This is a genomic window from Bacillus sp. 3G2 (assembly GCF_044324725.1).
Taxonomy (GTDB): domain Bacteria; phylum Bacillota; class Bacilli; order Bacillales; family Bacillaceae_G; genus Bacillus_A; species Bacillus_A mobilis.
In genome coordinates, this window is the sequence record NZ_CP172246.1 from 4,760,086 (window position 1) to 4,785,805 (window position 25,720).

Annotated in this window: 24 protein-coding genes and 1 other annotated feature; of the genes, 10 read left to right on the forward strand and 14 right to left on the reverse strand. The window is 34.9% G+C overall.

The genetic code is table 11. The features are described 5' to 3' along the window. Positions 1-84: 84 nt before the first annotated feature. Positions 85-2,079 (reverse strand): RNA-directed DNA polymerase, encoded by a 1,995-nt coding sequence (locus ACHZK0_RS24630; protein ID WP_395760972.1) that lies wholly within the window; start codon positions 2,077-2,079, stop codon positions 85-87. A 294-nt stretch (positions 2,080-2,373) separates the two neighbouring features. Between ACHZK0_RS24630 and ACHZK0_RS24635 the strand changes: the two genes are divergently transcribed. After that, positions 2,374-3,546, forward strand: a complete 1,173-nt coding sequence (locus ACHZK0_RS24635; protein ID WP_395760973.1) for an RNA-directed DNA polymerase — start codon at positions 2,374-2,376, stop codon at positions 3,544-3,546. 135 nt (positions 3,547-3,681) lie between these two features. Here the strand turns inward: ACHZK0_RS24635 and metG are convergent, their stop codons facing one another. Next, complete coding sequence (gene metG, locus ACHZK0_RS24640) at positions 3,682-5,316, reverse strand: methionine--tRNA ligase (RefSeq protein WP_395760974.1); 1,635 nt, start codon at positions 5,314-5,316, stop codon at positions 3,682-3,684. Positions 5,317-5,367: 51 nt separating this feature from the next. Next, positions 5,368-5,638, reverse strand: a binding site (T-box leader). 112 nt (positions 5,639-5,750) lie between these two features. On the opposite strand from metG, the gene ACHZK0_RS24645 reads away from it, so the two are divergent. The 4 genes from ACHZK0_RS24645 to ACHZK0_RS24660 all read left to right on the forward strand — a co-directional run bounded on the left by ACHZK0_RS24645 (position 5,751) and on the right by ACHZK0_RS24660 (position 11,030). Continuing rightward, positions 5,751-6,569 (forward strand): class I SAM-dependent methyltransferase, encoded by an 819-nt coding sequence (locus tag ACHZK0_RS24645; protein WP_395760975.1) that lies wholly within the window; start codon positions 5,751-5,753, stop codon positions 6,567-6,569. Positions 6,570-6,982: 413 nt separating this feature from the next. Further along, the gene (locus ACHZK0_RS24650) at positions 6,983-8,677 is read left to right on the forward strand and encodes a methyl-accepting chemotaxis protein (RefSeq protein ID WP_395760976.1); all 1,695 of its coding nucleotides are present in this window, start codon (positions 6,983-6,985) and stop codon (positions 8,675-8,677) included. A gap of 224 nt (positions 8,678-8,901) precedes the next feature. Then, complete coding sequence (locus tag ACHZK0_RS24655; protein ID WP_395760977.1) at positions 8,902-10,593, forward strand: methyl-accepting chemotaxis protein; 1,692 nt, start codon at positions 8,902-8,904, stop codon at positions 10,591-10,593. Between the two features lie 119 nt (positions 10,594-10,712). After that, the gene (locus tag ACHZK0_RS24660) at positions 10,713-11,030 is read left to right on the forward strand and encodes a metal-sulfur cluster assembly factor (protein WP_000082521.1); all 318 of its coding nucleotides are present in this window, start codon (positions 10,713-10,715) and stop codon (positions 11,028-11,030) included. 42 nt (positions 11,031-11,072) lie between these two features. On the opposite strand, the gene nprB is transcribed toward ACHZK0_RS24660, so the two are convergent. From nprB to ACHZK0_RS24695, 7 genes are all read right to left on the reverse strand, one after another. Further along, positions 11,073-12,722: a neutral protease NprB gene (nprB, locus tag ACHZK0_RS24665; protein WP_262740545.1), complete on the reverse strand. Its 1,650-nt coding sequence runs from the start codon at positions 12,720-12,722 to the stop codon at positions 11,073-11,075. A 159-nt stretch (positions 12,723-12,881) separates the two neighbouring features. After that, positions 12,882-13,577 carry a pirin family protein gene (locus ACHZK0_RS24670; protein WP_327798949.1) on the reverse strand — a complete coding sequence of 232 codons (696 nt, stop codon included), beginning with the start codon at positions 13,575-13,577 and terminating at the stop codon, positions 12,882-12,884. Between the two features lie 51 nt (positions 13,578-13,628). Next, positions 13,629-14,039 (reverse strand): MarR family winged helix-turn-helix transcriptional regulator, encoded by a 411-nt coding sequence (locus ACHZK0_RS24675; RefSeq protein WP_098374163.1) that lies wholly within the window; start codon positions 14,037-14,039, stop codon positions 13,629-13,631. Positions 14,040-14,151: 112 nt separating this feature from the next. Next, positions 14,152-14,586, reverse strand: coding sequence for a DUF3920 family protein (locus ACHZK0_RS24680; protein WP_270340973.1), 435 nt, complete (start codon positions 14,584-14,586; stop codon positions 14,152-14,154). A gap of 136 nt (positions 14,587-14,722) precedes the next feature. Then, positions 14,723-15,316: a DedA family protein gene (locus ACHZK0_RS24685; RefSeq protein WP_000900205.1), complete on the reverse strand. Its 594-nt coding sequence runs from the start codon at positions 15,314-15,316 to the stop codon at positions 14,723-14,725. A gap of 79 nt (positions 15,317-15,395) precedes the next feature. Beyond that, complete coding sequence (locus tag ACHZK0_RS24690; protein WP_000380217.1) at positions 15,396-16,595, reverse strand: cation:proton antiporter; 1,200 nt, start codon at positions 16,593-16,595, stop codon at positions 15,396-15,398. Then, positions 16,596-17,093 (reverse strand): cation:proton antiporter regulatory subunit, encoded by a 498-nt coding sequence (locus ACHZK0_RS24695; RefSeq protein ID WP_048528229.1) that lies wholly within the window; start codon positions 17,091-17,093, stop codon positions 16,596-16,598. A gap of 409 nt (positions 17,094-17,502) precedes the next feature. On the opposite strand from ACHZK0_RS24695, the gene ACHZK0_RS24700 reads away from it, so the two are divergent. The 3 genes from ACHZK0_RS24700 to ACHZK0_RS24710 all read left to right on the forward strand — a co-directional run bounded on the left by ACHZK0_RS24700 (position 17,503) and on the right by ACHZK0_RS24710 (position 20,446). Beyond that, positions 17,503-18,936, forward strand: a complete 1,434-nt coding sequence (locus ACHZK0_RS24700) for an alanine/glycine:cation symporter family protein (protein WP_262740543.1) — start codon at positions 17,503-17,505, stop codon at positions 18,934-18,936. A 336-nt stretch (positions 18,937-19,272) separates the two neighbouring features. Continuing rightward, positions 19,273-19,713 (forward strand): Dps family protein, encoded by a 441-nt coding sequence (locus ACHZK0_RS24705; protein WP_061678982.1) that lies wholly within the window; start codon positions 19,273-19,275, stop codon positions 19,711-19,713. Positions 19,714-20,248: 535 nt separating this feature from the next. Continuing rightward, the gene (locus ACHZK0_RS24710) at positions 20,249-20,446 is read left to right on the forward strand and encodes a hypothetical protein (protein WP_270606354.1); all 198 of its coding nucleotides are present in this window, start codon (positions 20,249-20,251) and stop codon (positions 20,444-20,446) included. A 16-nt stretch (positions 20,447-20,462) separates the two neighbouring features. Here the strand turns inward: ACHZK0_RS24710 and ACHZK0_RS24715 are convergent, their stop codons facing one another. After that, positions 20,463-20,744: a hypothetical protein gene (locus ACHZK0_RS24715; RefSeq protein WP_262740541.1), complete on the reverse strand. Its 282-nt coding sequence runs from the start codon at positions 20,742-20,744 to the stop codon at positions 20,463-20,465. Positions 20,745-20,862: 118 nt separating this feature from the next. Then, on the reverse strand, positions 20,863-21,426 hold the full coding sequence (locus ACHZK0_RS24720; protein WP_170955061.1) for a TIGR00730 family Rossman fold protein: 564 nt from the start codon (positions 21,424-21,426) through the stop codon (positions 20,863-20,865). Between the two features lie 88 nt (positions 21,427-21,514). On the opposite strand from ACHZK0_RS24720, the gene ACHZK0_RS24725 reads away from it, so the two are divergent. Together ACHZK0_RS24725 and ACHZK0_RS24730 are read left to right on the forward strand one after the other, a co-directional pair. Further along, complete coding sequence (locus ACHZK0_RS24725; protein WP_000355759.1) at positions 21,515-21,838, forward strand: MazG nucleotide pyrophosphohydrolase domain-containing protein; 324 nt, start codon at positions 21,515-21,517, stop codon at positions 21,836-21,838. A 53-nt stretch (positions 21,839-21,891) separates the two neighbouring features. Further along, positions 21,892-22,398, forward strand: coding sequence for a ferritin (locus tag ACHZK0_RS24730; RefSeq protein ID WP_063261728.1), 507 nt, complete (start codon positions 21,892-21,894; stop codon positions 22,396-22,398). A 25-nt stretch (positions 22,399-22,423) separates the two neighbouring features. Here the strand turns inward: ACHZK0_RS24730 and ACHZK0_RS24735 are convergent, their stop codons facing one another. From ACHZK0_RS24735 to ACHZK0_RS24745, 3 genes are all read right to left on the reverse strand, one after another. Further along, positions 22,424-22,657 (reverse strand): hypothetical protein, encoded by a 234-nt coding sequence (locus tag ACHZK0_RS24735; protein WP_262740540.1) that lies wholly within the window; start codon positions 22,655-22,657, stop codon positions 22,424-22,426. A gap of 85 nt (positions 22,658-22,742) precedes the next feature. After that, positions 22,743-23,924: a NupC/NupG family nucleoside CNT transporter gene (locus ACHZK0_RS24740; protein ID WP_073517059.1), complete on the reverse strand. Its 1,182-nt coding sequence runs from the start codon at positions 23,922-23,924 to the stop codon at positions 22,743-22,745. A gap of 353 nt (positions 23,925-24,277) precedes the next feature. After that, a complete protein-coding gene (locus ACHZK0_RS24745; protein WP_016085638.1) occupies positions 24,278-25,459 on the reverse strand; it encodes a NupC/NupG family nucleoside CNT transporter in 1,182 nt (393 codons plus the stop codon). Positions 25,460-25,720: the final 261 nt, after the last annotated feature.

Sequence of the window (25,720 nt, forward strand, 5' to 3'; positions counted from 1 at the left end):
TTCTTTAAATAGTACAAAATATAAAATTAGTATTTTTCAAAACATTATTCCTAAACACCTCATAAACTCTGCAACCCTAACAAATTAATAATCAGATAATGTATCTCTCTTAGGGACGTTAGTGATTTTTTTTGCAATATCCCTAATAAATGTTTCCGTTGTTTTCCCCCATTCATAATAAGAATTACTCATTATTTGATTAAATATTTGTTTATGTATACCTCTAGCTCGATTTTCTACAGTATTTACTGATGGATTATAAGAATTAAATTTAAATTTTTTAAGCTCGGAATCAATAATTTTTCTTAACTTTTTACAATCTTTTCTCAAAAATCCCGGATAATAGGAAAAATCATTAATAAAATAAAAATATTCAGCCTCAAGTAATAAATTATCACTTCCTTTTGTGCTGTAATTTTCTATCTTGTCAAATATGGCATCTCTTAGTTTTTTTTGCACTGTAAGATACCCCTTTATCACTCCATAACTACCTACGTTTAAAATATAGTAACCTATTGTACACATAACAAAATATGAATCTTTATATTGCTCTATAATCTTACAAAGAAATGTACTTGAAAGATTTTTTTCTAAAGTTTTAATAAAAATAATAACGTCATACATTTGATTAATCTTATTAAAATTATTTTTTAAAGACATATACAGATTTTGAAATACCTTTTCATTTATAAAATTAAACTTTTCTTCAATTTTCTCTGTGGAAAATTCCAGCATATTCTTTTTTAACTCTTGAATAACCTTTAAATAGACTGCAATTACTGCATTAGTACTTTTAGTATCAATGGATAATGAATAAATATTAGACACAATTTCTAAGATATTAGCCAAGTTAAATTTATTTATTGTTATTAAATTAATAATGAGTGAACGTACCTTTTTTAAAAAATAATTTACAACCCTATGTCTAGAAGCCGGGTATTTACATATTATCAACTCAACATTATTAAATAAATCTATCCAAATGCTATCAAGTCGTCTATCAAACTTTCCATTTTTTGTTTCCCTTTCCATATGGCGATTATAGTTGAATTCAAATAAACTAAATACATTCTTCAATTCTATAATTGACGGCTCTACGATTTCAAATGGTCTTTCTTGCAGCTGAGTTTTCGCTAAGTTCATCTTTAAATTGTATTTATCTAATTCAGACTCTACTATTCTTTCAATAACATAGGCATCTTCTTTATTATGTGTAAATACAAAAAAGTCATCCATATACCTATATAAAATATAATCCTTTTTTAATACCAGCTTCTGTTCTAACAGTGCTTCTTGAACTTTTATATCAATGCGTGTCATCAATAATTCAGCCATGACCCTTGAAAATTCCGGTCCTACAACAATACCGTTTGTCTCATTAAAATTTATTCTTTGACAAATTACATCTGTTGCGTTTCCAAAAGCACTACTTACAGTTCTTAATTTTTTCGCCAATGGTTTCTCCCCAAAAATCGCCCATGATAGCGCATGTGTATAAATACTTGGGAAAAAATTTTGGACGTCAAATTTCATAAAGTATTGATATTTATATTTTTCACGATTAAACTTCTTCGAATCATAAAGTTGTTGAATTCTTTTATACTGTTTATATGAAAAAAACGAAGTAAAGTAAATTACATCCTCTTCAGTTGTTACAACAGTATCTTTTGAAAAGCTAAATTCTTCATCCATTCGTTTCCATGTAGCTTGCTGGCTTTTCGTATAATTATATACGGGTTGATTACGGATTATTGGTGATCTGACACTGAACTCAGATTTTTTACAGAAAGACACAATTAATTGGTCGTATCTTAAAATATACGCAAATGTTTGCAATTGTGCTATTGGATGTAATAACGACATCCTTCTATAACTTCTATCATTTTTAGGAATATAAAATTGATATGGAACCGTAATATACGATATTAACTCTTCGCCTTTTTTATTATTTTCTCTTTCTATAGTAAGCATATCTATAATTTTTTGTTTAGAAAAATTACGATAGACATTCTTATTACTAAATAAAATTGGTAATTCTTCAGGTAATACGTCTGTTCTAAGAAATAAATTCTCCCTCATATTTCCTCCTTATTGTTGCTTTTTCCATTTATGTATTATATTATACCATTGTGAATATCTAGATACATATCTTCAAGATTTGTCCCAAAAGATTCACATCACCAATACTTATTAGTCTTACGACTAATACCATTCTTTACACCATACGATATTTCGCATATAGGTTAAAGAATACACACACGATGATTACTATTAGGTTTTCAAAGGCCATCCTTGTGATGATTAGCCCTTTTGCCCCATTGACTATACATATTATAGCCAACGGGGCAAAGTATTGGTGTAATAATAAGGAGGGTGAAAAACATAAAAAAAATTAAAAGCTCTCAAAAATTAAAAGTAAACAACCGTACTTTTTTTATTCCTGATGAAGAACAAAGTGAAGCTTATAATCAAATAAAAAATGAGTTAATAAGAAAATATAATATCTCTACTAGCAATCGTGATGTTATTATTAAATCTCTAATTAGTCACATCACACAAGGTGATTATATAAATAATAGCATTCCAAAAATAGATCTTATGATTCTACGAACTGATATAAAAAACTTCTTTCCATCAATAAATAAGCATAAGCTTTATCAAAAATTGAACAATTCCAATATTCTTTCACACTCAACTATACATATTCTAAAAGAGGCTGTATTTTCCAACAAAGTTGAGGGCGTTCCTCTAGGTTTACAATTTTCTAGTCATCTAGCGGAACTATACCTTGAGGATTTTGATGCAGAAATAAAAAAAACATTCCAACCAATTGTTTATTTCAGATATGTTGATGACATAATCATAATTAATTATGATTTTACAAAAAATAAACAAGAACAAACAAAAATACAGACAGAAATGCTTTCAAAAATTGATAATATATTTACTAAATACAGTTTAAAACGCAATTTAAAGAAGACAGAATTTTCCTCATACAAGAAAGGTAATCTGTCATCCGAGCTAAAATTTGATTATTTAGGCTATCAATTTAAAAGTAATGATTCTAAATTAATCATCGGAATCGCACAAGAAAAAATTGTTAAAGTCGAAAAAAAAATAAAATCTTATTTTTTCAACTTCAAAAAGGGGTCACGCTCGAACAAAGAATTTTGGACTCTTTATTACAAACTAAAAAACACAATACATGGCGTTACCTCTTATGATAAAAGAGGTAAGCAATTCAAATTTGGATTAGGTTATCACTATAGATTTGTAACTGAAGAAACCTGTATTCTTAAAATTATTAATATAATAAAGTCATCGATTTATTCTTGCAATCTATCTCCTTATAAAACTGGTACATTACTAAGTATCATTAATTATGACTTGACTTCTGGTAAACCCACAGACCTTTTAAACAAAAGATTTAACTATTTAAAACTAACTACTTTTCAGAAAGAACTAATAACAAAGCGATTAAATGTGCCTTGGTTATCAACAAGTTCAACATTTTCAAAAAGGCTTTTCTTTATCTTATATTCCTGAACAGAAATGATACTCAACTAATTTACATTTAGTTTGGGTATCATTTCTGCTCCTTTAACTAGAATTAAATAGCAATATAAAAACATCACACTCGATAATATTTAACTACTTACTTATATAATCCTCCAAGTTCCCCTACTTTACCGCTCCATATAACTTTTCTACCTCATGCTCAATTTGTTTTACATCAATTCGTTCAAATAGTGGCTGCACACTATCAATTCTATTCGGCAACGTGTTTTGAGGCTCCCAATTTCGTTTCACAATCGATAATGTGTTTCTAACTCTTTCACTTGAAAATGGTAAAAATGGTTCAAGGAGATTTGCAAAATTAGCGATAAGATACACACAGTTATAAATCGTTTCTTCGCATGAAATCGGATCATCTTCTCGTTGTTTCCAAGGCTGCCTCTCATCAAAGTATTTATTTGCAAAACGTACTGCCTCAAATATTGTTTCTAGCGCCACCTTAAATGTAGTTTGCTCAATGGCCTCTCCAATATTTTTATATAATCCTTCTACTTTATCTTTCAGTTCTACATCAATACTTCCCTTCGGTACAATACCACCATAATACTTTTCAATAAACTTTAATGTCCGGTTCACAAAGTTCCCATATGCACCTAGCAATTCACTATTATGACTGTAAATGAATTCACGCCATGAAAAATCAGTATCACGATTTTCTGGTGCATTGACTGTTAAAAAGTAACGAATAGCATCGGGATTGTATCGTTCTAATATGTCAGGCACCCATACTGCCCAGTTTTTACTTGTAGATAACTTTCTTTTTTCAACTGTTAAATATTCATTCGAAACGATATGACGAGGAGTAGCTCCTTCTCCTATTCCAAGCAATACCGCTGGCCAAATGATGGAATGAAACGGAATATTATCCTTTCCATGTACATAATATGTTTTCGCTTCTTTATCCCAAAACTGTTGATCATCTTTTCCTGTTTCTTCAGCCCAATGTTTACTTGCCGAATAATATCCTGTCACTGCTTCAATCCATACGTAAATTTTCTTATCTTCATACCCTTCTATTGGAACGGGTACCCCAATTGGTAAATCACGTGATACGGCCCTATCTAATAATCCTTCCTTAACATATCTCTCTGTTAATTGAATCGCATTGTCGCGCCATGCTCCTGTTTGTTTTGCAGTTTCTACAGCCGTTTTGATTTGTTCCTGAAATGTATGCAATGCGAAATAGAAATGCTCTGTTTCCTGCACGGATGGTGTACTACCACATAACTTGCATGTCTTTTCTAACAAATCGAGTGGATCTAAAATAGCTGAACACGCATCGCATTGATCTCCTCTTGCTGCTTCATGGCAATGTGGACAAACGCCTTCTACATAACGATCAGGTAAAAACTGTGTACACGTTTCACAATACGCTTGTTCCACTGTTTTTTTATAAATATAACCTTCTTCTAATAAGCGTAAAAAGACATTTTGAACCGTTTCATGATGGTGCTCACTATCTGTACGTGTATAGCAATCATAAGTAAAACCAAGGCTACGAAAACATTGCTGGAACTCTTCATGATACTTATCAGCAATTTCCTTCGCCGTCACACCTTCTTGTTTTGCCCTAATTGCAATCGGTGTTCCATTACAATCACTTCCCGAAACATACAACACATTCTCACCTTTTGCCCGGTAATAACGCGCTAATATATCTCCAGGTAACAAACTCGCAATATGTCCAAGATGTAACGAACCATTTGCATACGGCCAAGCGCCTCCAATAAAAATACTCATCTTACATTCCTCCTTTTAAATATAAAAAAGCCCCGCCCTTATCTTAAAAAAGATAAGGGCGGGGCTGTATAAACAGTCGCGGTACCACCTTATTTCGCCAATTACTCACATAATTAGCCTTAACAAGTACGGAGCTATATGCTCTTATACTGTGGTTTTGATAACGAGTACCAACTCTCGTCGCCGCCTACTATTATCATTTGATAAGTTCAGGACGAAGCTCAAAGGCCATTGTTCAAATGAATATTCTTGCTTCTTCTCAGCTACCGAAGCTCTCTGGACAGAATGATTTCATCCTACTTTTCCTTTTCAACGCTTATATATATAACACGTATTTTACGACTTAATTGCAGAAAAATCAAACTTTTATTCAAAAAAAAGGAAATCCTATCCTCCCATAGAATAACTATACGTTCACAAAAGGAGTGATACGATTGAATCAAAATCAACTAAGCATACGTAATGAAAAAAGCTGGAATGCAGCTGCTTATGAAGCTTGGACGAATCGCCACGGGGCGCCAGCTGATTATGCGAAAAAGCTTATAGCAGATCCCATGCGCGAGGTAGATCACTATTTACCCTACATACAATCTCCAAAAGGAAAACGTATTATTAATTTACTCGGGTCAAAAGGAAATAAAGCCGTTGCTCTCGCTCTTTTAGGAGCTGACGTAACAGTTGTTGATATTTCAGCAAGTAATGCAAAATATGCAAATGAACTTGCTGAAGCAGCAGGTGTCTCTATCCAGTATGTCGTTTCTGATGTACTAAATGTGCAGCTCTCCGAATCATTTGATATCGTATTGCTGGAACTTGGTGTACTCCATTACTTTTTAGATTTAAAACCGCTCTTTCAAAAAATTGCTACCTTGCTTAAAGGAGGTGGCATGCTTATCCTTCGTGACTATCATCCTGTTTACACGAAATTATTAGGAGTAGACCACCCATCATTTCGGGCCAATGGAAATTATTTCGATGAAGAATTGATTGAAGATGATGTTGCTTATAGCATCCTTCTTACAGAAGCGCAGAAAGAATCGTTACCTAAAACAACCATCCGTCGCTGGACGCTAGGAGAAATTATTTCGACACTTGCCGAAGAACACTTTAAAATTGAAAAACTAGTTGAAGAACACGGGCCTCATCAAAGATGGGTCTTTCCTTCTACTGCACCGGAAGGAATTGAAGAACGTGTGCCTGGCTTATATACATTAATTGCGACAGCATGCAAAAAAGGATCCCTTCACGGATAGGATCCTTTTTGCATGCTCACGCATATAAGTTGAGGTTGGAGATTACCATAATTCTGTAGAATAGGACACAAGATATTTCAACATTTCGTCTCTGACTTACGTCGTCAAAAAGGGGTATGACCAACATAACGAAGAGTAATGTTCGCAGTTGATAGTGATAATCGTTATCAACTAATTAGAAGTATACATGATGTTATTTCAAATTACAATAGCATTTCTCATTTTTATTTATGAATTTTTTGATATACAAATGTATACATTTTAAGAACATTTACTCATATGAATCTGTCTTCTTCCATTATCTGCTATAATTTTCATTGAACAGATTAATAACTTCATAATAATGTTTTTATTAATGTCGTTCTTAATATTTATAAATCACAATAAATAGTTTTTAAAAGGTAGGGGTAACGATGAAATATGTTAGTATTCGAAAAAAACTACTCTTCACACTCTTAAGTATTTGTTCCTTATTTAGCATTGCTCTTATTGTTATTCTTTCATTCGCCATGCATCAAGCCAATGAAGTCGAAACATTAAAAAATGATGTATCAAAAAGAGCAACGATTTTAAAAGAGCGTGGTGATTGGTTCCAAGCACAAGTTGCTGGTTTACAAGAATATTTACTATCACATGATCAAAAAGGACTGGATAAATTCAACCGAGAAGGAAAAAAACTAGCTGATACTAGAGAAAAAGTAACAAGTGATAAAAAACTCCCAGAAGGAATGAAAGAAGCGATTTTAATGGGTGGAAAATGGCGAAGCGTTATAGATAATGAAGTCCTCCCTCTCGCTCGCGAAGGAAAATGGGACGAAGCATCCAAAATTTCTTTAGCTCAAACCGACTATGTAAACGACCTTTTAAGTCGCTTTACTAAATATACAAATGAAGAAAATGATAAACGTGACGCATTAATTGCTGACGTAGAGTCTTCCTCATCTCTTATTCAATATATTATTTTCTTCTCACTCATTACATGCACATTAACATCTATTTTATTAGCATGGTGGTTCTCTGGTAAACTTGTTAAACCGATACGACAAATTGATGAGAAATTAAAAGAATTAGCTTCTCAAGATGGCGATTTAACTGCTAGATTGCACGTAACGAGTAAAGATGAAATTGGTGATATCGCCAATTCCTTTAATCAAATGCTCGCTAATTTACAGCGCATTATAAAACAAGTGCAACAAACATCTACAAGTGTCAAAGAAGCGTCTGAAAATGTGTTTATCGAAACAACTACGTCTATGGAAAATACCGCAAAAACCGAAGAAACTATGAATGCTCTTGAGCATAATATTCGTTCACAAGTTTCCAGTATCGAAGAAAGTTCAACTGCAATGGATGATATGACAACGAGTGTTCAGCGTATTGCTGAATCTGCCTCTTCTGTTACTAGCCTAGCTGTTACAACTGCTGAAAAAGCAGATAGTGGGAATAAAGTCATTGAGAAATCTATTACACAAATGCATACCATTAACGAAGCTGTTAACGCTACATCACAAGTAGTAGAACGACTCATTACACATACGAATCATATTGATACTGCACTTCAATCCATTTCTAATATCGCGGAACAAACGAATTTACTCGCTTTAAATGCTTCAATTGAAGCAGCACGTGCTGGTGAACATGGAAAAGGATTCGCTGTTGTTGCCGATGAAGTACGAAAACTTGCTGAACAATCTCAGCTAGCAGCAACTGACATTAACCATTTACTTCATCAAATTCAAGCTGACACAAAAATAGCAAATGAACTGATGACACAAGGTCAGTCAGAAGCTTCTGAAGGAATTACAGTCATTCGTACCGCCGGATCTTCATTCTCGGAAATTGTTAACCACATTAACAAAGTCTCTACGCAAATGCAAGAAATGTCTGCAACTGCTGAAGAAATGGCCGCAAGTTCTGAAGAAATGAATGCAGCTTTAAATAACATTGCTTCTATTTCAAATGAAGTTGCCGCCGAAACATCACAAACGGCAACCTCAGCTGGTGACCAAGTAAACAAAATGAGTGTCGTTGCTAAAAGAGCGTCTGAAATGAAAACGACCGTACAAGAACTTGAAGTTCTCGTTTCTCATTTCAAAACAAACGTTTAAAGCGAAACTTTCATTTATACTTCCAGAAGCTCCAAGTTATTAAAAAGAGAAATCTACAGTCTCTCTTTTTTCAATTTAAAATATCTCTTTCTATCTCTCATTCCGTCTGCTATAATTCCTAAAGGAAAGAAGAAAGCTTTATTCCAATCGGAGTAAAGCTTTCTTTCAATTTTTTACATTTATTAATTCTAATACTTTGATTTCACAAGGAGGATTTTTATCATATGAATTTTATTAGCATTCGAAAAAAACTAATGTTCATGATGGGAACGATTTGCGCTTTATTTGGCATCGCCTTAGCTTTTATTTTATTTTTTGCTATTGATCAATCTCATAAAGCTGAAGCATTACAAAAAGAAATTTCCCCTCTGGCAACAGAATTGAAAGAGCGTGGGGACGCTTATCAAGTACAGCTCTCTGCTTTAAGAGGTTATTTATTACAACATGATCAAGTTGAATTAGACAAATTTAATGAGATGAGTAAACGTCTGGAGGATTCAAAAGATAAACTTCTTTCTAATCCAAATGTTTCTCAGTCCATGAAAAATACAATGGAATCCGGATCTACTTGGAGAAAATTTATTGAAGAAAAAGTTTTCACTCTTGCAAAAGACCAAAAGTGGGAAGAGGCTTTAAAAGTAGCTTATGCAGAAAATGGTACTGTTTATAAAGTAATTGGTGACTTCACAAATTACAGTAACGAACAAGCCAAGTTACGTGATCAATCTATCAAAAAAATTGATCAATCTTCGCTACAAATTGAATATGTTGTCTTCTTATCACTTGTTATTTGTATTATCGTAGCTATCACTGTTGCATGGTGGTTCTCTGGTAAACTTGTTAAACCAATTCAACAAATTGATAGTAAGCTAAAAGAATTATCATCTCAAGAAGGTGACTTAACAGCCCGCCTACAAGTAAATAGTAATGATGAAATTGGTACGATCGCAACATCATTTAATACAATGTTAGAAAACCTACAACATATTATCAATCGTGTTCAAAAAACATCTGTGGAAGTACAAAACGCTTCTGAAAATATGCTAGAAAAGACGAATATATCACGCGAAGCAACAATAAAAGTTCAAAACTCGATGTCTAGCCTAAATTCAAATATTCAATCACAAGCCTCTAGTATGGAAGAAAGCTCAACTGCAATGGACGATATGGCAGTAAGCGTTCAGCGTATTGCTGAATCTGCTTCATCTGTAACTGAACTTGCTGTATCTACATCTGAACAGGCTAACGACGGAAGTACTGTTATTCAAAAATCTGTTTCACAAATGACAACGATACACGACGCGGTAAATGCTACGTCAGAAGTGGTCGAACGTCTAATCACACACACGAAATATATTGATACAGCTGTACAATCTATTTCTAATATCGCGGAACAAACAAACTTACTTGCTTTAAATGCATCTATCGAAGCAGCTCGCGCTGGCGAACAAGGAAAAGGTTTCGCCGTCGTAGCTGACGAAGTTCGAAAACTTGCTGAACAATCTAAAACAGCGGCAACAGATATTAACCAATTACTACATCAAATTCAACAAGACACTGAAACTGCGAGTTCGATGATGTCACAAGGTCGTTCTGAAGCATTTGAAGGCATTCATGTCATTCGTGAAGCTGGCAATTCTTTCACAACGATTGTAGAACAAGTAAATAAAGTATCTACTCAAATGCAAGACATCTCAGCAACCGCTGAGGAAATGGCTGCAAGCGCTGAAGAAATGAACGCTTCACTGAATAACATCGCTTCTATTTCGACTGAAGTATCTAGTGAAACAGCGGCAACAGCACAATCTGCTGAGCAAAAAGTCATTACGATGAATGAGATGACACAAACCGCTAGACAAATGAAACAAACAGTTGAAGAATTAGATCAACTCGTATCCCACTTTAAAACTGAATAGACATTCCAAAAAGATCCCTCTTCCAAAAGGGATCTTTTTTTGAGCTCATTTCCTGCACATTATGCACATTTCCGTTATAATGAGAATCGATATCATTAATTATGCAGGGGGTGCTACACATGTCACAACAAGCATTTGAAGAAAAGTTATATGCAAACTTAGAAGCTGTTATTGACCCTGAACTAGGTGTTGATATTATCAATCTTGGATTAGTTTATGACGTTACAGCAGATGAAAATAATAATGCTGTCATTACAATGACGATGACTTCTATCGGTTGTCCGATGGCCGGGCAAATTGTATCAGACGTTAAAAAAGTATTATCAACGAACGTACCTGAAGTCAATGAAATAGAAGTAAATGTCGTTTGGAATCCGCCCTGGTCTAAAGAACGCATGTCACGTATGGCGAAAATTGCATTAGGTATTCGCGACTAAATAAAAAAAGACCTGACATACTAGTCAGGTCTTTTTCTCTTATTATTTTACGCCTACTGCATCATAAGCTTTCGTAACAGCTTGTACAGCTTTAGAGTTTTTACCATATAAATCTTCAGCTGACTGCAGAGCAGCTTGACGCATCATCTTAAAGTCAGAGTTTGCAGTTAAATATTTCGTAAGAGCACGGTAGTAAATTTTTTCTGTCGCTTCACGGCCTACTCCAGTTACTTTCACGCCGTAATGCTCTCCACCGTCAGATACTAAATATGCAGCTTTATTGTTAATACTACTGTTAATATGAACGCCGCCATTATCAGCTGTTCCAGTGTAGCGTTTATTGTAATGATCTGGGTAACCTTCACCTGGTTTTAATGGATTTGGAATAGATGCTGGATCTTTCAGAGAACGAAGTGCATCACCAGGTTTTCCAGGTGTATAAATGTCAGCACCTAAATCCCAGCTCTTCTTCTCAACCATGACACCCATAATATCAGATAACGATTCATTTAACGCACCTGACTCATTTTTATAAACAAGGTTTGCTGTATGTTCAGTTACAGCATGCGTTAATTCGTGACCGATAACATCTAGCCCAGCAGATAATGGAATGAATGTTTTACCATCGCCATCACCATACATCATTTGCACACCGTTCCAAGCTGCGTTATTCCAGCTTTCTCCAACGTGAACAGTAGAAATAAGCTTCGCGCCTTTATCATCGAAAGAGTTACGATTAAATGTCTTTTTGTAGTAATCATATACTTTCCCTGCATTTACATGCGCATCAACTGCCGCTTTATCTTCGAAGAACTTAGATTTACTCTTCACTTCTTCTCCTGTATATCCAAGAATTTGCGAGAATAAATTAAACCAGTTTTCGTCCATATTCTCCGCATCAAATGTATGGATACCTTGTCCTCGTTTACCGTCAAATAAGTTAAATTCTCCTGTTTTCGTATCTTGAGCAATTTCAAATGATTGTCTACCACCTAATACTCCGTAACCAAATCCTGTAATATTGTCTACAGCATTATATTTCTCAATCACATTTCCATTTGTCGCATCAACAAAATAATGCCAATATCCTGGAGCTGGTTTTGAAATCGATGCCTTAACTAAGTATGCAAGATAGTAGTTTCCATCTTTTTCATACACAAATAAATCTTTTTTCACACCGTCATAATTCTTTACTTTACCAACTTCTTTTTCAATATCTGCCTTTGCAATCGTTTCTGCTTGCTCTGCACTAATATTTGCAAACGCAGGAATATTTTTATCATCTAAATTCGGAATAACTTGTCCGAAGAATGCTTTTACATTATTTTCTTTATCAAGTGTAACAGTTTGATCTGAACCATACACAGGAATGTTATTATGCTTCTCAACTAACTTCACGTGTGTTGTGCCAGATTCAGCGTCTTTTTCTTCCCCAACGACATTGAAGTGTTTATCAATATTCCCTGCTAATTTAAACATATCTTTCTTACTCTCTAAATATTGAAAGACCGTTTCTTTTTTATCTAGTCCTTCTGGTGCTTTCCATTCCTCACCTATGTATGCAGGTGTTTTAAACTCTTGATGATATTGAATTTTTTGTTCTTCCGCTTTCGTTGTCGTTGCTCCAAATGTTCCAAATCCCCCGGCTATAACAGTTAACGCTAATGCTGATGAAATGACTTGCTTTTTCACTATAACATTCCCCATTCCCATAAAGATTTTTGACACTTTTATACAATTCTTGTTTTTCAAGTCGATACCTTTACCAAAAATTTGAGAAAGTTTTTTCTGACAATTCAACTCAAAAAAGAGGACATCCGATCGGATGTCCTCTTTTCCATAAACGCTCTATTATCTTTTCAACTCAATTGCTAAATAGTGTGATTGCTCTTTCGCTTCAATATGAATATCTTCTTCTATCGCCTCTGCTGCATCACGCATAACAAGCGTTTCCCCATTTATTACACTACTTCCTTCAATTTGAACAAGATACAATTGACGGCCTTCTCGCACAGGAAAATGAATTTCTTTTCCGGCATCTAACGATAAAGAATATAAATTTGCATCTTGGTGAATTTGAATTGGTGCCTCTCCTTCTACTGGAGATACCATATGGAACCATTCATTTTCACGCTTGCTCCAATCAAATTTAAACTCACCATAGTTTGGTTTATGATCCGCACGATCTGGTAAAATCCAAATTTGTAATAAACGTAGTGTTTCATTTCCTAAATTATGCTCACTATGAAATACACCTGTGCCAGCACTCATATATTGAACATGTCCTCGCTCAATTGTTCCACGGTTCCCCATGCTATCCTCATGTGTTAAAGCACCATCTACAACGTACGAAATGATTTCCATATCGCGGTGCGGATGCATATCAAAACCAGTTTGTGCCGCTACTAAGTCATCATTAATTACACGCAATGCTCCGAAGTTCATGTTATTTGGGTTATAGTAATTTGCAAATGAAAAATGAAAATGTGTATTTAGCCAACCGTGATTTGCTCTTCCCATATTTTTATGATCAACTTTTCTAAACATATCCTTCACCTCATATTATCTCGAATTCAAGATTTATTATAAAAATTTTTCTCACTGTAATTTTTTTAGTAATTGTAATAATTGATGTTGTTCTTCTACATTTAAATTTTGAAACTGCTCCGCTTGGAACGTTTCTTGAGGCGGGACGATTTCTTCGTATAAATCTTTTCCCTTTTCTGTTAGCGAAATATATTTTGTAGTACCTTCTTGCTCACGACGAATCCACTCTAGTTGCTCCATTTTATTTAAAAGCTGCGTGATATTTCCCTTCGTAACAAATAGTTTATTTCCAAGCTCTTGCTGCGTTAGACGATTATGCCCTCCAACTTGTGCTAGTACATCAAACTGGGCGGCAGACACATTCCATTCTTTCAAATGCTGATTCGTCTCACGAATACTTTTATTATAAAAACGTGATAAACGAAACCATAATAGTAATCCGAGTCTATCTTCTGTTTTCATTCTATCACCTCGCTCGTTTCATACCATTAGTTTAGAACTAAACTTTATAAAAGTCAATCGCTTACTTTTAGTAACCGCCAAAGAAAGCACAGTGCCATTTCTCCACTATGCTTTACATTAATTTTCTGTTTTTATATTCATCTAACTTCCTCTCTGCGAAATTCCTCGCATCTTTCTCAATCCATCTATCTTCGTACAATTCACTTCCAACATACAATACGTCTCTCTTATGTTGCATCGCATGGCGAAATTCATGCAGTAGTGTTTTGAGCACTTGCTCGTACTCTTCCCACATACAAACAAAAATTAATTGTTTTTCTTTATGATAAAAACCACCTACTGGGAATAAAAATTCCTCTTCTTCTTCTCCTAATGATAGAAGGACATGATTCGCATCACACGTATCACAAAAAATAACTGGCGTTTTACATACTTCAATAAGTGAAAACACATCGTCTCTAAGCCTTTTGACATCCCAAGGAAGCTCCGAATCCAACACATACCAATTCTCCACCTGTTGATATACATTTTGAAACTGGAGTTCCATTTTTCTATAATCCCCTTTCCAAACTCCTTTTCCTATATGTATGCCACAATCTGTAAAATATTAAACATACTCTTCCCCTTTCGAAAAAATGACAATAAAAAAAGAATCTATGTCAGAATAGATTCCTTTTACGTAATTACTTTTTTTTCATCACTTTTTTTAATACAAAGTAACCAATCGCACAAACAATAGCAGCAAGTGCAAAGTATTTCACATATGGCCCAGCTACTTTATTAATACTTTCCCACTCTGTTCCTAATTTAAAACCTAAATATACAAATACAATTGACCATGGAATAACAGCTAATGTAGTTAGCGTAATAAACTTAGCATGTGACATTTTTGCAATACCCGCTGGTATCGAAATAGCATGACGCACAACAGGAATAAAACGCGCTGTAAAAATAACACCAGTTCCGTAACGATTAAACCACGCTTCAGCATAATCAATATGTTTCTTCTGAATTAAAATATATTTTCCATATCGCTCAAGAACAGGTCTTCCTCCGTATCGACCAATCCAATAAATGAATAGTTGTGCGATTACACCACCAATTGTACCGAACGCGACAGCGCCCCAAAATGTAATGCTTCCTGTTGATACTAAATACCCAGCATAAGATAATACGATTTCACTCGGAATAACCTCTAGCATTAATCCAAGCATAATTCCCCAATAACCAAGTCCTTCTAAAAAAACTAAAACGGAATGAATCAACTCTCCTAACATCATGTACCTCTCTTTACTGTTTTCATTGCAAAAAATAAAAGTACAAGCAGGAAATATCTTGTACTTTTATTTTTTTAATTTAGTTAGCCTTCGTATCCCACTTAAAGATTTTATTTAAAAATTTATATACATTCTTTGACTCTTTCGTCAAAAGTGGACCTAAGATCGATAGTATAAGCACGTATAGTGCTGAGAATGGTTTCAAGACTGACATTAAACCACCCGCGATACCGATATTGGCCATAATGATGGAGAACTCTCCTCTTGAAACGATTGTTAATCCAATATTTGTTGACGCTTTATGAGATAATCCAGCTTGTCGCCCTGCAATCATCCCTGCAACAAAGTTTCCGATGATTGTAAGAAGGACAGCACCTAACGTTAACCATATCGCTCCGCCCAATGAAAACGGATCAATACTTAATCCGAAACTGAAGAAGAAAATAGCTCCGAAAAAGTCTCTAAATGGAACAACAAGATGTTCAATTCTGTCACTATGCTCTGTCTCAGAGAAAACTAATCCTAAAAGAAGTGCTCCAATTGCTTCGGCAACGTGAATTGTTTCCGAGAAACCTGCAATAAAGAATAACGAAGCAAATACTACAATAATGAAAATTTCATCCGAACTAATATTGAGCAATTTATTTAATAACGGCGTCGCCTTTCTAGCTACAATAAAGAATAGAAGCATGTATCCTAAAGCAATTCCAATTGAAGTAAGAGCACCTAAGAAGGAAGCATGATCTCCTAGAACTAAACCAGATACAACTGATAAATATACAGCAAGGAATATATCTTCGAACATAATAATCCCTAAAATTAATTCGGTTTCATTATTACCAGTTCTTCTTAAATCCACTAACACTTTAGCAACGATAGCACTAGAAGAAATCGTAATAATACCCGCAATAATTAAGATTTCTAGTAAAGGGAATCCCATTATAAATCCGTATAATAACCCAAGTGAAAAGTTAATTAAAATATAAATCGTTCCGCCAATCGCAATAGAACGTCCAGATTTAATTAGTTTTTTCATCGAAAATTCTAATCCTAGATAGAACAGAAGGAACAGGACCCCAATCCGTCCGAGGAAGGAAATGACACTTGCACTTTCAATAAACTTGAAATCGATAACACCTATTGTCGGCGCATGTGGTCCCACTAACATTCCAAGAACAATTAGAAACGGAATTACTGAGAATTTAAACTTTCCAGCAATTACTGCCGCAATTGCAACTAATACTAACGCTGTACCAACTTCAAAAATTAAAGTATCCATCTAGTCAGTCCCCCTATTCGAAAGTAACTCATTAATAATTTTTTTAATTTCTTCTCTCTCACCAGAAACTACAAGCATATCGCCTTCTTCAATTGCTGTTTCTGGCCCTGGATTAAATAGCTTTTTCATATTCTTTTTCATAACTGCAATGATCGTTACGCTATATGTTTTTCTTATTTCCAGATCACCAATTGTTTTCCCGATTGCTGGAGCTGCATTCTCCACTTTGAACCACTCAATCGCTAAACCTTCAAAGACCATCTCAACATTTTCTAATGCTCTAGGCTTATATACCATTCCGCCTAATATTGCTGCAATTTGTCTTGCCTCTGAGTCACGTAATGAAATACTTGAGATACTTTCTTCATGGTCTGAATCAAAATGATACATTTCTCTACGCCCGTCATCATGAATGACAATCACCATCTTTTCGTTACCTTTCGTAACGATTTGAAACTTATAACCAATACCCGGAAGTTCACTTTCTCTAATATTCATATTTAGCTCCTCCACAACATTTTTTATTTGAATTTTCTGTTTTTCTGTCTTTTATTCATCCAATTAACTTTAGAAATTCTAACCATTCAGGATACTTATGACTTGGAAATCTTTTATTGTAATAATAAGTGGCTCCTAAAAAGATACTTACAGATGTAATGATAAAAAATATATTACTTCTCATTTTCAAACTCTTAAGGCTTACTTTCAATAAAGTTTCTTCTTTCAAATTATCCCCTCTTTCTTGCTTTACATTTAGTTTTTTAAAATGTAAATAATTCTAAAAATATTATGATGTAACATAATCATAACACACAATACGTTTAAGTAACATAATTTTTTAGAAAAATTGATTCTCGTATATTTTTTGCATATAATTTTCTTATTACGAAAAAAGGAAGTGTATTATATGGTTGATATCTTTAGCAGATTCCTTGAGGTAACGAATAATATTTTATGGTCATATATTCTTATTGCAATGCTAATCGGCTTCGGTCTTTATTTCTCTTTCAAATTAAAATTTGTCCAACTTACTCATTTCGGTGAGATGGTCGGTTTAATTAGCAAAGGGTTTAATCGAAAAGAAAAAAATAAAGATAGCATCTCTCCATTCCAAGCATTTTGCTTAAGTGCAGCAGCACGTATTGGTATCGGAAATTTAGCTGGTGTAGCATTAGCGATTTCAATGGGTGGACCCGGTGCAATATTTTGGATGTGGTTTATCGCTATCCTTGGAGCAGCTACTAGTTTCGTAGAATGTACGCTCGCGCAAATTTATAAAGTAAAAGATGGAAGCAGGTTCCGTGGTGGGCCAGCATATTACATGGAAAAAGGATTAAACAAACGCTGGATGGGTGTTTGGTTTTCGTTACTTATCACAGTTGCGTACGGTTTAATTTTCAATTCTGTACAAGCAAATACAGTAACAATAGCGTTTGAAAATGCTTTTGGACTAGAGCGAACAATCGTAGGAGCTCTATTAGCTTTATTAGTGGCAGTTATTATTTTTGGTGGTATTAAGAGCATTTCACGTATTACAGAAATGATTGTTCCTCCAATGGCAATTATTTATATTGGTGTGGCAATTTTCGTCGTTATTAACAACTTCACTATGTTACCAAGCATTTTTTCAGAAATATTTAACAGTGCATTCGGTTTAGACCAAGCTATCGCTGGTGGTATCGGTGCAGCAATCAAGTTCGGAATTCAGCGCGGTCTATTCGCGACAGAAGCAGGTATGGGTAGCTCTCCTAACGCAGCAGCAACATCAGATGTATCTCACCCTGTAAAACAAGGACTTGTTCAAGCATTAGGAGTGTTCGTAGACACATTCTTAGTATGTACATCAACAGCATTTATCGTATTATGTTCTGGACTTTACAAAGGATCAAATTTAGAAGGTATTGAATTAACACAACAAGCATTAAGTTCACAAATTGGACCGTGGGCAAGCACTTTCTTAGCGATTATTATTTTCCTATTCGCATTCAGTTCTTTACTAGGAAACTACTATTATGGTGAAACAAATATCGCATTCATTAAAGAAAGCAAAACTTGGTTAATGATTTATCGCGTTGCAGTTGTCGGAATGGTATTCTTCGGATCGATCGCTGCCCTTAAAACAGTTTGGAGCTTAGCTGATTTATTTATGGGACTAATGGTATTCACAAACTTAATTGCCATCTCATTCCTAAGCAAATTCGCCTACGCAGCATTAGTAGACTATATTAAGCAAAAGAAACAAGGAAAAGATCCTGTTTTCGTTGCAAGTTCTATCCCTGGCTTACAGAATACAGAGTGCTGGGATGGACAGGATGTAGAAGAGAATAAAAAAGCTGTATAATTATTAAAAGCGGAAGCGGCTCGTTTAGAAGCGCAGGACATTGGAGCTCTCGACCTTGAAGCGCTTTTTGCTTCGAGCGAGAGAGCGAAATGACCGGAGATTCTAGCCGCTGGAGCTGGATATCATTAAAAGCGGAAGCGGCTCGTTTAGAACAAGAGCTATATATCAAACAAAATCCCTATTACTTCACCGTAATAGGGATTTTTTATTTATAACAGTTCATAATTTGTTCAAATTAATTACAGCAAAAGGGTTGATTTATACGAATTACTAGATTATAATAATTATAAATTAGTAATTGATATCACATAACAACTCAAAAGGAGATTGATCATAATGAACAAACAAGTAATCGAAGTATTAAACAAGCAAGTAGCAGACTGGAGCGTTTTATTCACAAAATTACACAACTTCCATTGGTACGTAAAAGGACCTCAATTCTTCACATTACATGAGAAATTCGAAGAACTTTACACAGAATCAGCTACTCACATCGACGAAATTGCAGAACGTATTTTAGCAATCGGTGGTAAACCAGTAGCGACTATGAGAGAATACCTAGAAATATCTACTATTCAAGAAGCAGCTTACGGAGAAACTGCAGAAGGAATGGTTGAAGCAATCATGAAAGACTACGAAATGATGCTAGTCGAACTGAAAAAAGGCATGGAAATCGCTCAAAACTCTGACGACGAAATGACATCTGACCTACTACTAGGCATCTACACAGAACTAGAAAAACACGCTTGGATGCTACGTGCGTTCTTGAATCAATAATAGATTTTAAAGCGGAAGCGGCTCGTTCAGAACAGGAGGGTGTTGGAACTCCTGATTACGAGGCGCTTTTTGCCTCGAATGAAGGAGTGAAACAACCGACTGTTCTAGCCGCTGGAGCTGGATATCAATTAAAAGCGGAAGCGGCTTGCTCAGAATCGCAGGGCATTGGAGCTCTCGACCTTGAAGCGCTTTTTGCTTCGAGCGAGAGAGCGAAATGACCGGAGATTCTAGCCGCTGGAGCTGGATATCAATTAAAAGCGGAAGCGGCTCGTTCAGAGTCGCTTTTTTCTATGGGGTGGTCGCACATGCTGGTACATGAAATTATATCAACGATTTTTCAAATATATCGACGATTCGACACAGAATATCGACCTACCGACAAATCACGACAATATAAGCACCTCTCTCCTCTACTTTTATCAATATATTACAATCCCTTTTATGTTAAAATATAGGTAACATACTTTAGTAAAATAGATCCAAAAAAGCTTTTCCATATTCATCATTTACTACTTAAATGGCGGGAGTGGTTCAGTTGAAAGACTACTTAATTAGAGCATTTTTTGCGTTAATAACAGTTGGGATTGTCTTACTTATAGCTAACATTTTCAATATACGTATCGGGGTAAAAGACTACGCTTTCCTCGTTGTTGTAGCAATTGGTGGCGGCTGGGGTGGCTGGTACCTGTATAAGAAACAAAATAATAAAAGTGATAAAGGCATTCCAAAGTAATACGGAATGCCTTCTTTTATTGCCGTCTATAGTAAATAATGAAGTTCAAACCACTAATCAAAACAATCCCAATAAACATATCAAACGACACTGCATCTCCACTTAAATTATACTCATCAACGATAAACCCAGACATAAACAACGTTATCGCAGAAACGCCGATACATAATATCGAAATAAACCAAAGCGAAAACTCATTAATTAGCTCTTTCTTCTGTGTTGAAACAATTAGCATAGCAAGAATAGATGCTGCTAATATACTTTTAAAAACAGGACGTAAGTACACAAACTCCTCCATCTATTTCTCCTTTTCCAAAAACATTACATCTCAATATTAACATATTTAACCAAATTAAAAACACATGCCTTTTCAAGATAAAATGACATGTGTTTCCAAAAATCTCTATAATTTTTTATTATGATAACTGTTTCCACTTCGTTCCTAAAACAGGACGCTCGTAATTTTGGATCTCATGAATTAATTTATCTGCCGTCTCAGCTGAAACGATCAACTCTTTATTCGATGGGTTCATAAACCCTTCTTCTGCTGCGCGTTCAACCATTTGCAGGATTGGTCCGTAAAAATCTTTAATGTTTAATAAACCAACCGGCTTATTATGTATACCAATTTGTGACCAACATACAACTTCAAATAACTCTTCAAACGTTCCGTATCCGCCTGGTAATGCAATAAAAGCATCCGCAAGCTCTGCCATTTTCGCTTTACGTTCGTGCATCGTTTCTACTTCAATTAATTCTGTTAACCCTGTATGTACAATTTCTCCTCGGAATAGACCGCGCGGCATAACACCTGTTACACGCCCACCTAAACGAAGAACTTCATTTGCTACTTCTCCCATTAATCCAACGCATGAACCGCCGTATACGAGCTCATAGTCGTTTTCAACAAACATTTTTCCTAACGCTATTGCCTGCTCTTTAAATTCTGGTCTCTCCCCTAAGTTGGAACCTGCAAACACACAAATCTTTCTCATTCCTACACCCCGAAACTATATATTGTTATGATACAATGAACATTGTACAACATATTGAAGGGATGAGGAAGAAATGGATATCGTCGCATTTCAAAGATGGGTAGAGGAATTTTATGAAAAACGAAGCTGGTCGCAATATAATGCCTTTATTCGCTTAAATTTCTTAACTGAAGAAGTTGGGGAAGTTTCACGTGTTGTTCGCGCCATTGAAATTGGCCGTGATCGCCCTGATGAAGAAGTGAAAACAGAAGAAGAGCTAAAACAGGAACTAAAAGAAGAACTTGGTGATGTACTATCTAATCTTATTATTCTTTCACAAAAATATGATTTAGATTTACAAGACATTATGGAGGCTCACGTCACAAAGCTTTCGAAAAGGTTCGAGACATCCAAATGAGAATATTATCAATTATGGTATAATATTCTTGTCACAATACTAAGGGGGATTTTATGTTATCTAAAAAATTGCACGACGCATTAAACGATCAAATGAACTTTGAATTTTACTCTGCCCACGCTTATATGGCAATGGCTGCTTACTGTACAGCTGAGAGCTATGATGGATTCGCTAACTTTTTCCTTGTACAAGCTGAAGAAGAACGTTTCCACGCAATGAAGCTTTACAACTACATTAACGACCGCGGTGAGCGCGCTATTGTTACTGGATTTGATAATCCAAATAACGAATATGAATCTGTACTGAATGCTTTTGAAGTAGCACTTGAGCATGAGCGTGAAGTAACGAAGCGTATTTACAACTTATCTGATATCGCTTGGGATGAGCGTGAACACGCAACGATTACATTCTTAAAATGGTTCGTTGATGAGCAAGTAGAAGAAGAAGCTTCATTCGATAGCATCATCCAAAAATTAAAACGTATTACAAGCGATTCAAACGCATTATTTATGCTAGATGCTGAATTAGAGAAACGTACATTTACGCCTCCAGCCGAGTAGTATTTCAATCACCTTAATGAATGTATTAAGGTGATTTTTTTATTTCTTCTCTCAGCCCAATAACCTTCGCCAAATCCTTCTTATAAATCCCTGAAACCTTTTCAACAAAATCACTATGAGTAAACGTCCCATCGCCTTCTTCTACTATGCTTAAATATCCATGTATGAATTTCAAAAAGGTTCTAGCATCTTCACCAGTTAATTGATCAATGCTCTCCATAATCTCATCAAACTCCCTGAAACTATCCCGTTCTTTCAACTTAATCCCCCCTTACTTATCATACCAAAATAAAAAAGTCGTTCATCCCTCTAGGCGAGAGATAAACGACTTCTATACCGTTTTATTAAAGCATAACCCCAACGATAATCGCTGATAATATACTTACTAACGTTGCACCGTATACAAGTTTTAATCCGAATGAAGATACAACGTTTGCTTGTTTGCCATCGATACTCTTCGTTGCACCTGCGATAATTCCGATTGATGAGAAGTTCGCAAATGATACAAGGAAGATAGATAAAATACCTACTGTACGAGTTGATAAATCGCCAGCTACTTTTCCAAGGTCAAGCATCGCGACGAATTCGTTCGTTACTAATTTCGTTGCCATAATTTGTCCTGCTGCTAGCATCTCTGATGTTGGAATACCCATTACGAATGCTAATGGTGAGAAGACATATCCTAAAATGCTTTGGAATGTGATTCCGAAAATTGAATCGAATACACCGTTAATTGCTGTAATTAATGCTACGAAACCGATTAACATCGCCGCTACTGTTACAGCGATAGAGAAACCAAGCATAATATATTCGCCTAACATTTCAAAGAATGTTTGTTTTTTATCTTCTTGTAATTCTAAAATATCGTCTTCTTCTTTCACATCATATGGATTAATAATATGAACGATAATGAATCCGCTAAATAAGTTTAATACAAGTGCTGTTACTACATATTTTGGATCAATCATTTTCATATAAGAACCGACGATTGACATCGATACTGTTGACATTGAAGATGCACAAAGTGTGTATAAACGATTTTTCGGTAATTTGCTTAGTTGATCTTTTACTGTAATGAATACTTCACCTTGACCAACGATTGCAGCTGCTACTGCATTATATGATTCTAGTTTTCCTAAGCCGTTAATTTTACTTAATAGGAAACCGACTGCACGAATGATAATCGGTAATACTTTAATGTGTTGTAAGATCCCAATTAGTACTGCTAAGAAAATAATTGGTAATAATACTGTTAAGAAGAATGGTGCTTGTCCATCATTTGCTAGACCACCAAATACGAAATTAACCCCTGCTTCCGCAAATTTTAAAATAGCGCCAAACCCATCTGCAATCCCTTTTACTAATACAAATCCGACCTTTGTATTTAGTAAGAAATACGCAAGTACCAATTGAATGACTAGCATAAGTGCAATTGGTTTATATTTAATTTTCTTACGATCTGAACTGATAAGGAACCCTAGTACAAATACTACAAGTAAACCGACTAGAAACATTACAATCTTCATATGTGAATCCTCCACTTCTCCCACGAGTTATCGGTCGTATAACGTATAACGAATGACGTCTGACCATTGATGTTAAAAAAATTTAAAACCCCTAAATACTATTCAACTGTCATCTAAAATCAGTAAGCGTTTACATAAATTGCAATTTATAAAAGGTAGCTTCTTCTCTCCTACCATACTTGAAAGTCTGAAATTGATACCACCTACAAATCAAATTGTAAGCGTTATCTAGACGAAATGCAATATAAATTTTAAAAGATTTTTATATGTTAATATATTCCTAATTAATTGGTTTTTTCATGAAAATTTACCATAAAAAAATAGCCCTAACTATGAGCTAGGGCCACCTTTTTTTATAACATAACACCAACGATAATCGCTGATAGAATACTTACTAATGTCGCACCGTACACAAGGCGTAGACCGAATGATGATACAACATTTGATTGGTTTTCATCGATACCTTTCGTTGCACCTGCGATAATTCCGATTGATGAGAAGTTCGCAAATGATACAAGGAATACAGAAAGAATACCAACTGTACGAGCTGATAAGTCACCAGCTACTTTTCCAAGATCCAGCATCGCAACAAACTCGTTTGATACTAATTTTGTTGCCATAATTTGACCCGCTGTTACCATCTCTGCTTGCGGGATACCCATTACGAATGCTAATGGTGAGAAAATATATCCTAAAATAGCTTGGAATGTAATACCGAACATGGAATCAAACAAGCTATTGATTGCTGTAATTAATGCTACGAAACCAAGTAACATTGCCGCTACTGTGATCGCGATTGTGAAACCAAGCATAATATATTCACTTAGCATTTCAAAGAATGACTGTTTTTTCTTATTTTCTAATTTCAGTGTATCTTCTTCTTCTGTAATATCGTACGGGTTAATAATATGAATAATAATGAAACCACTAAATAAATTTAATACAAGTGCTGTTACTACATATTTTGGTTCAATCATTTTCATATAAGAACCGACGATTGACATGGATACTGTCGACATGGAAGATGCACATAATGTATATAAACGATGTTTTGGGATTTTACTTAATTGATCTTTTACTGTAATAAATACTTCTGCTTGCCCAACAATAGCAGCTGCTACTGCGTTATATGATTCTAGTTTTCCTAGACCATTTACTTTACTTAACAACGTACCAATTGCACGAATAAATATCGGCAAAATCTTAAAGTGTTGCAGAATTCCGATTAAAACGGCAAAGAATACGATCGGTAATAACGCTGTTAGGAAGAATGAAACCTCTCCTTTATTAACAAGACCGCCAAATACGAAAACGATTCCAGCTTCTGCATATCCAAGAAGCGCGCCAAATCCATCTGAAATTCCTTTTACTAAAATATAACCAACTTGCGTATTTAATAAGAAATAGCTTAACACTAGCTGAATAACAAGCATGATTGCGATTGGTTTATACTTAATCTTCTTTCGATCGGCACTTATAAGAAAACCGAGTACGAATACAACGAGCAATCCTACAAGAAACATAACAAACTTCATTAATAAAATCCTCCATTTAACTCTTCATTAACGTTGAACGTCTGACCACTCAAAATAAGAAATAATCCGAACTTTCCATTTCTCCTCCAAAACCTTCAATCGGATAGGAAAGATCATAAAACCTCTTGTTTCAAAGGCATTTCCCATTCTAACACAAATCACAACTCATATCCGCACTTTTCTTAAAAAAATTACATTTTATTATAAAACACTCATGAATGTTCGTCTTTTACTCCCCACAAATATCTGGATAAAACAAAA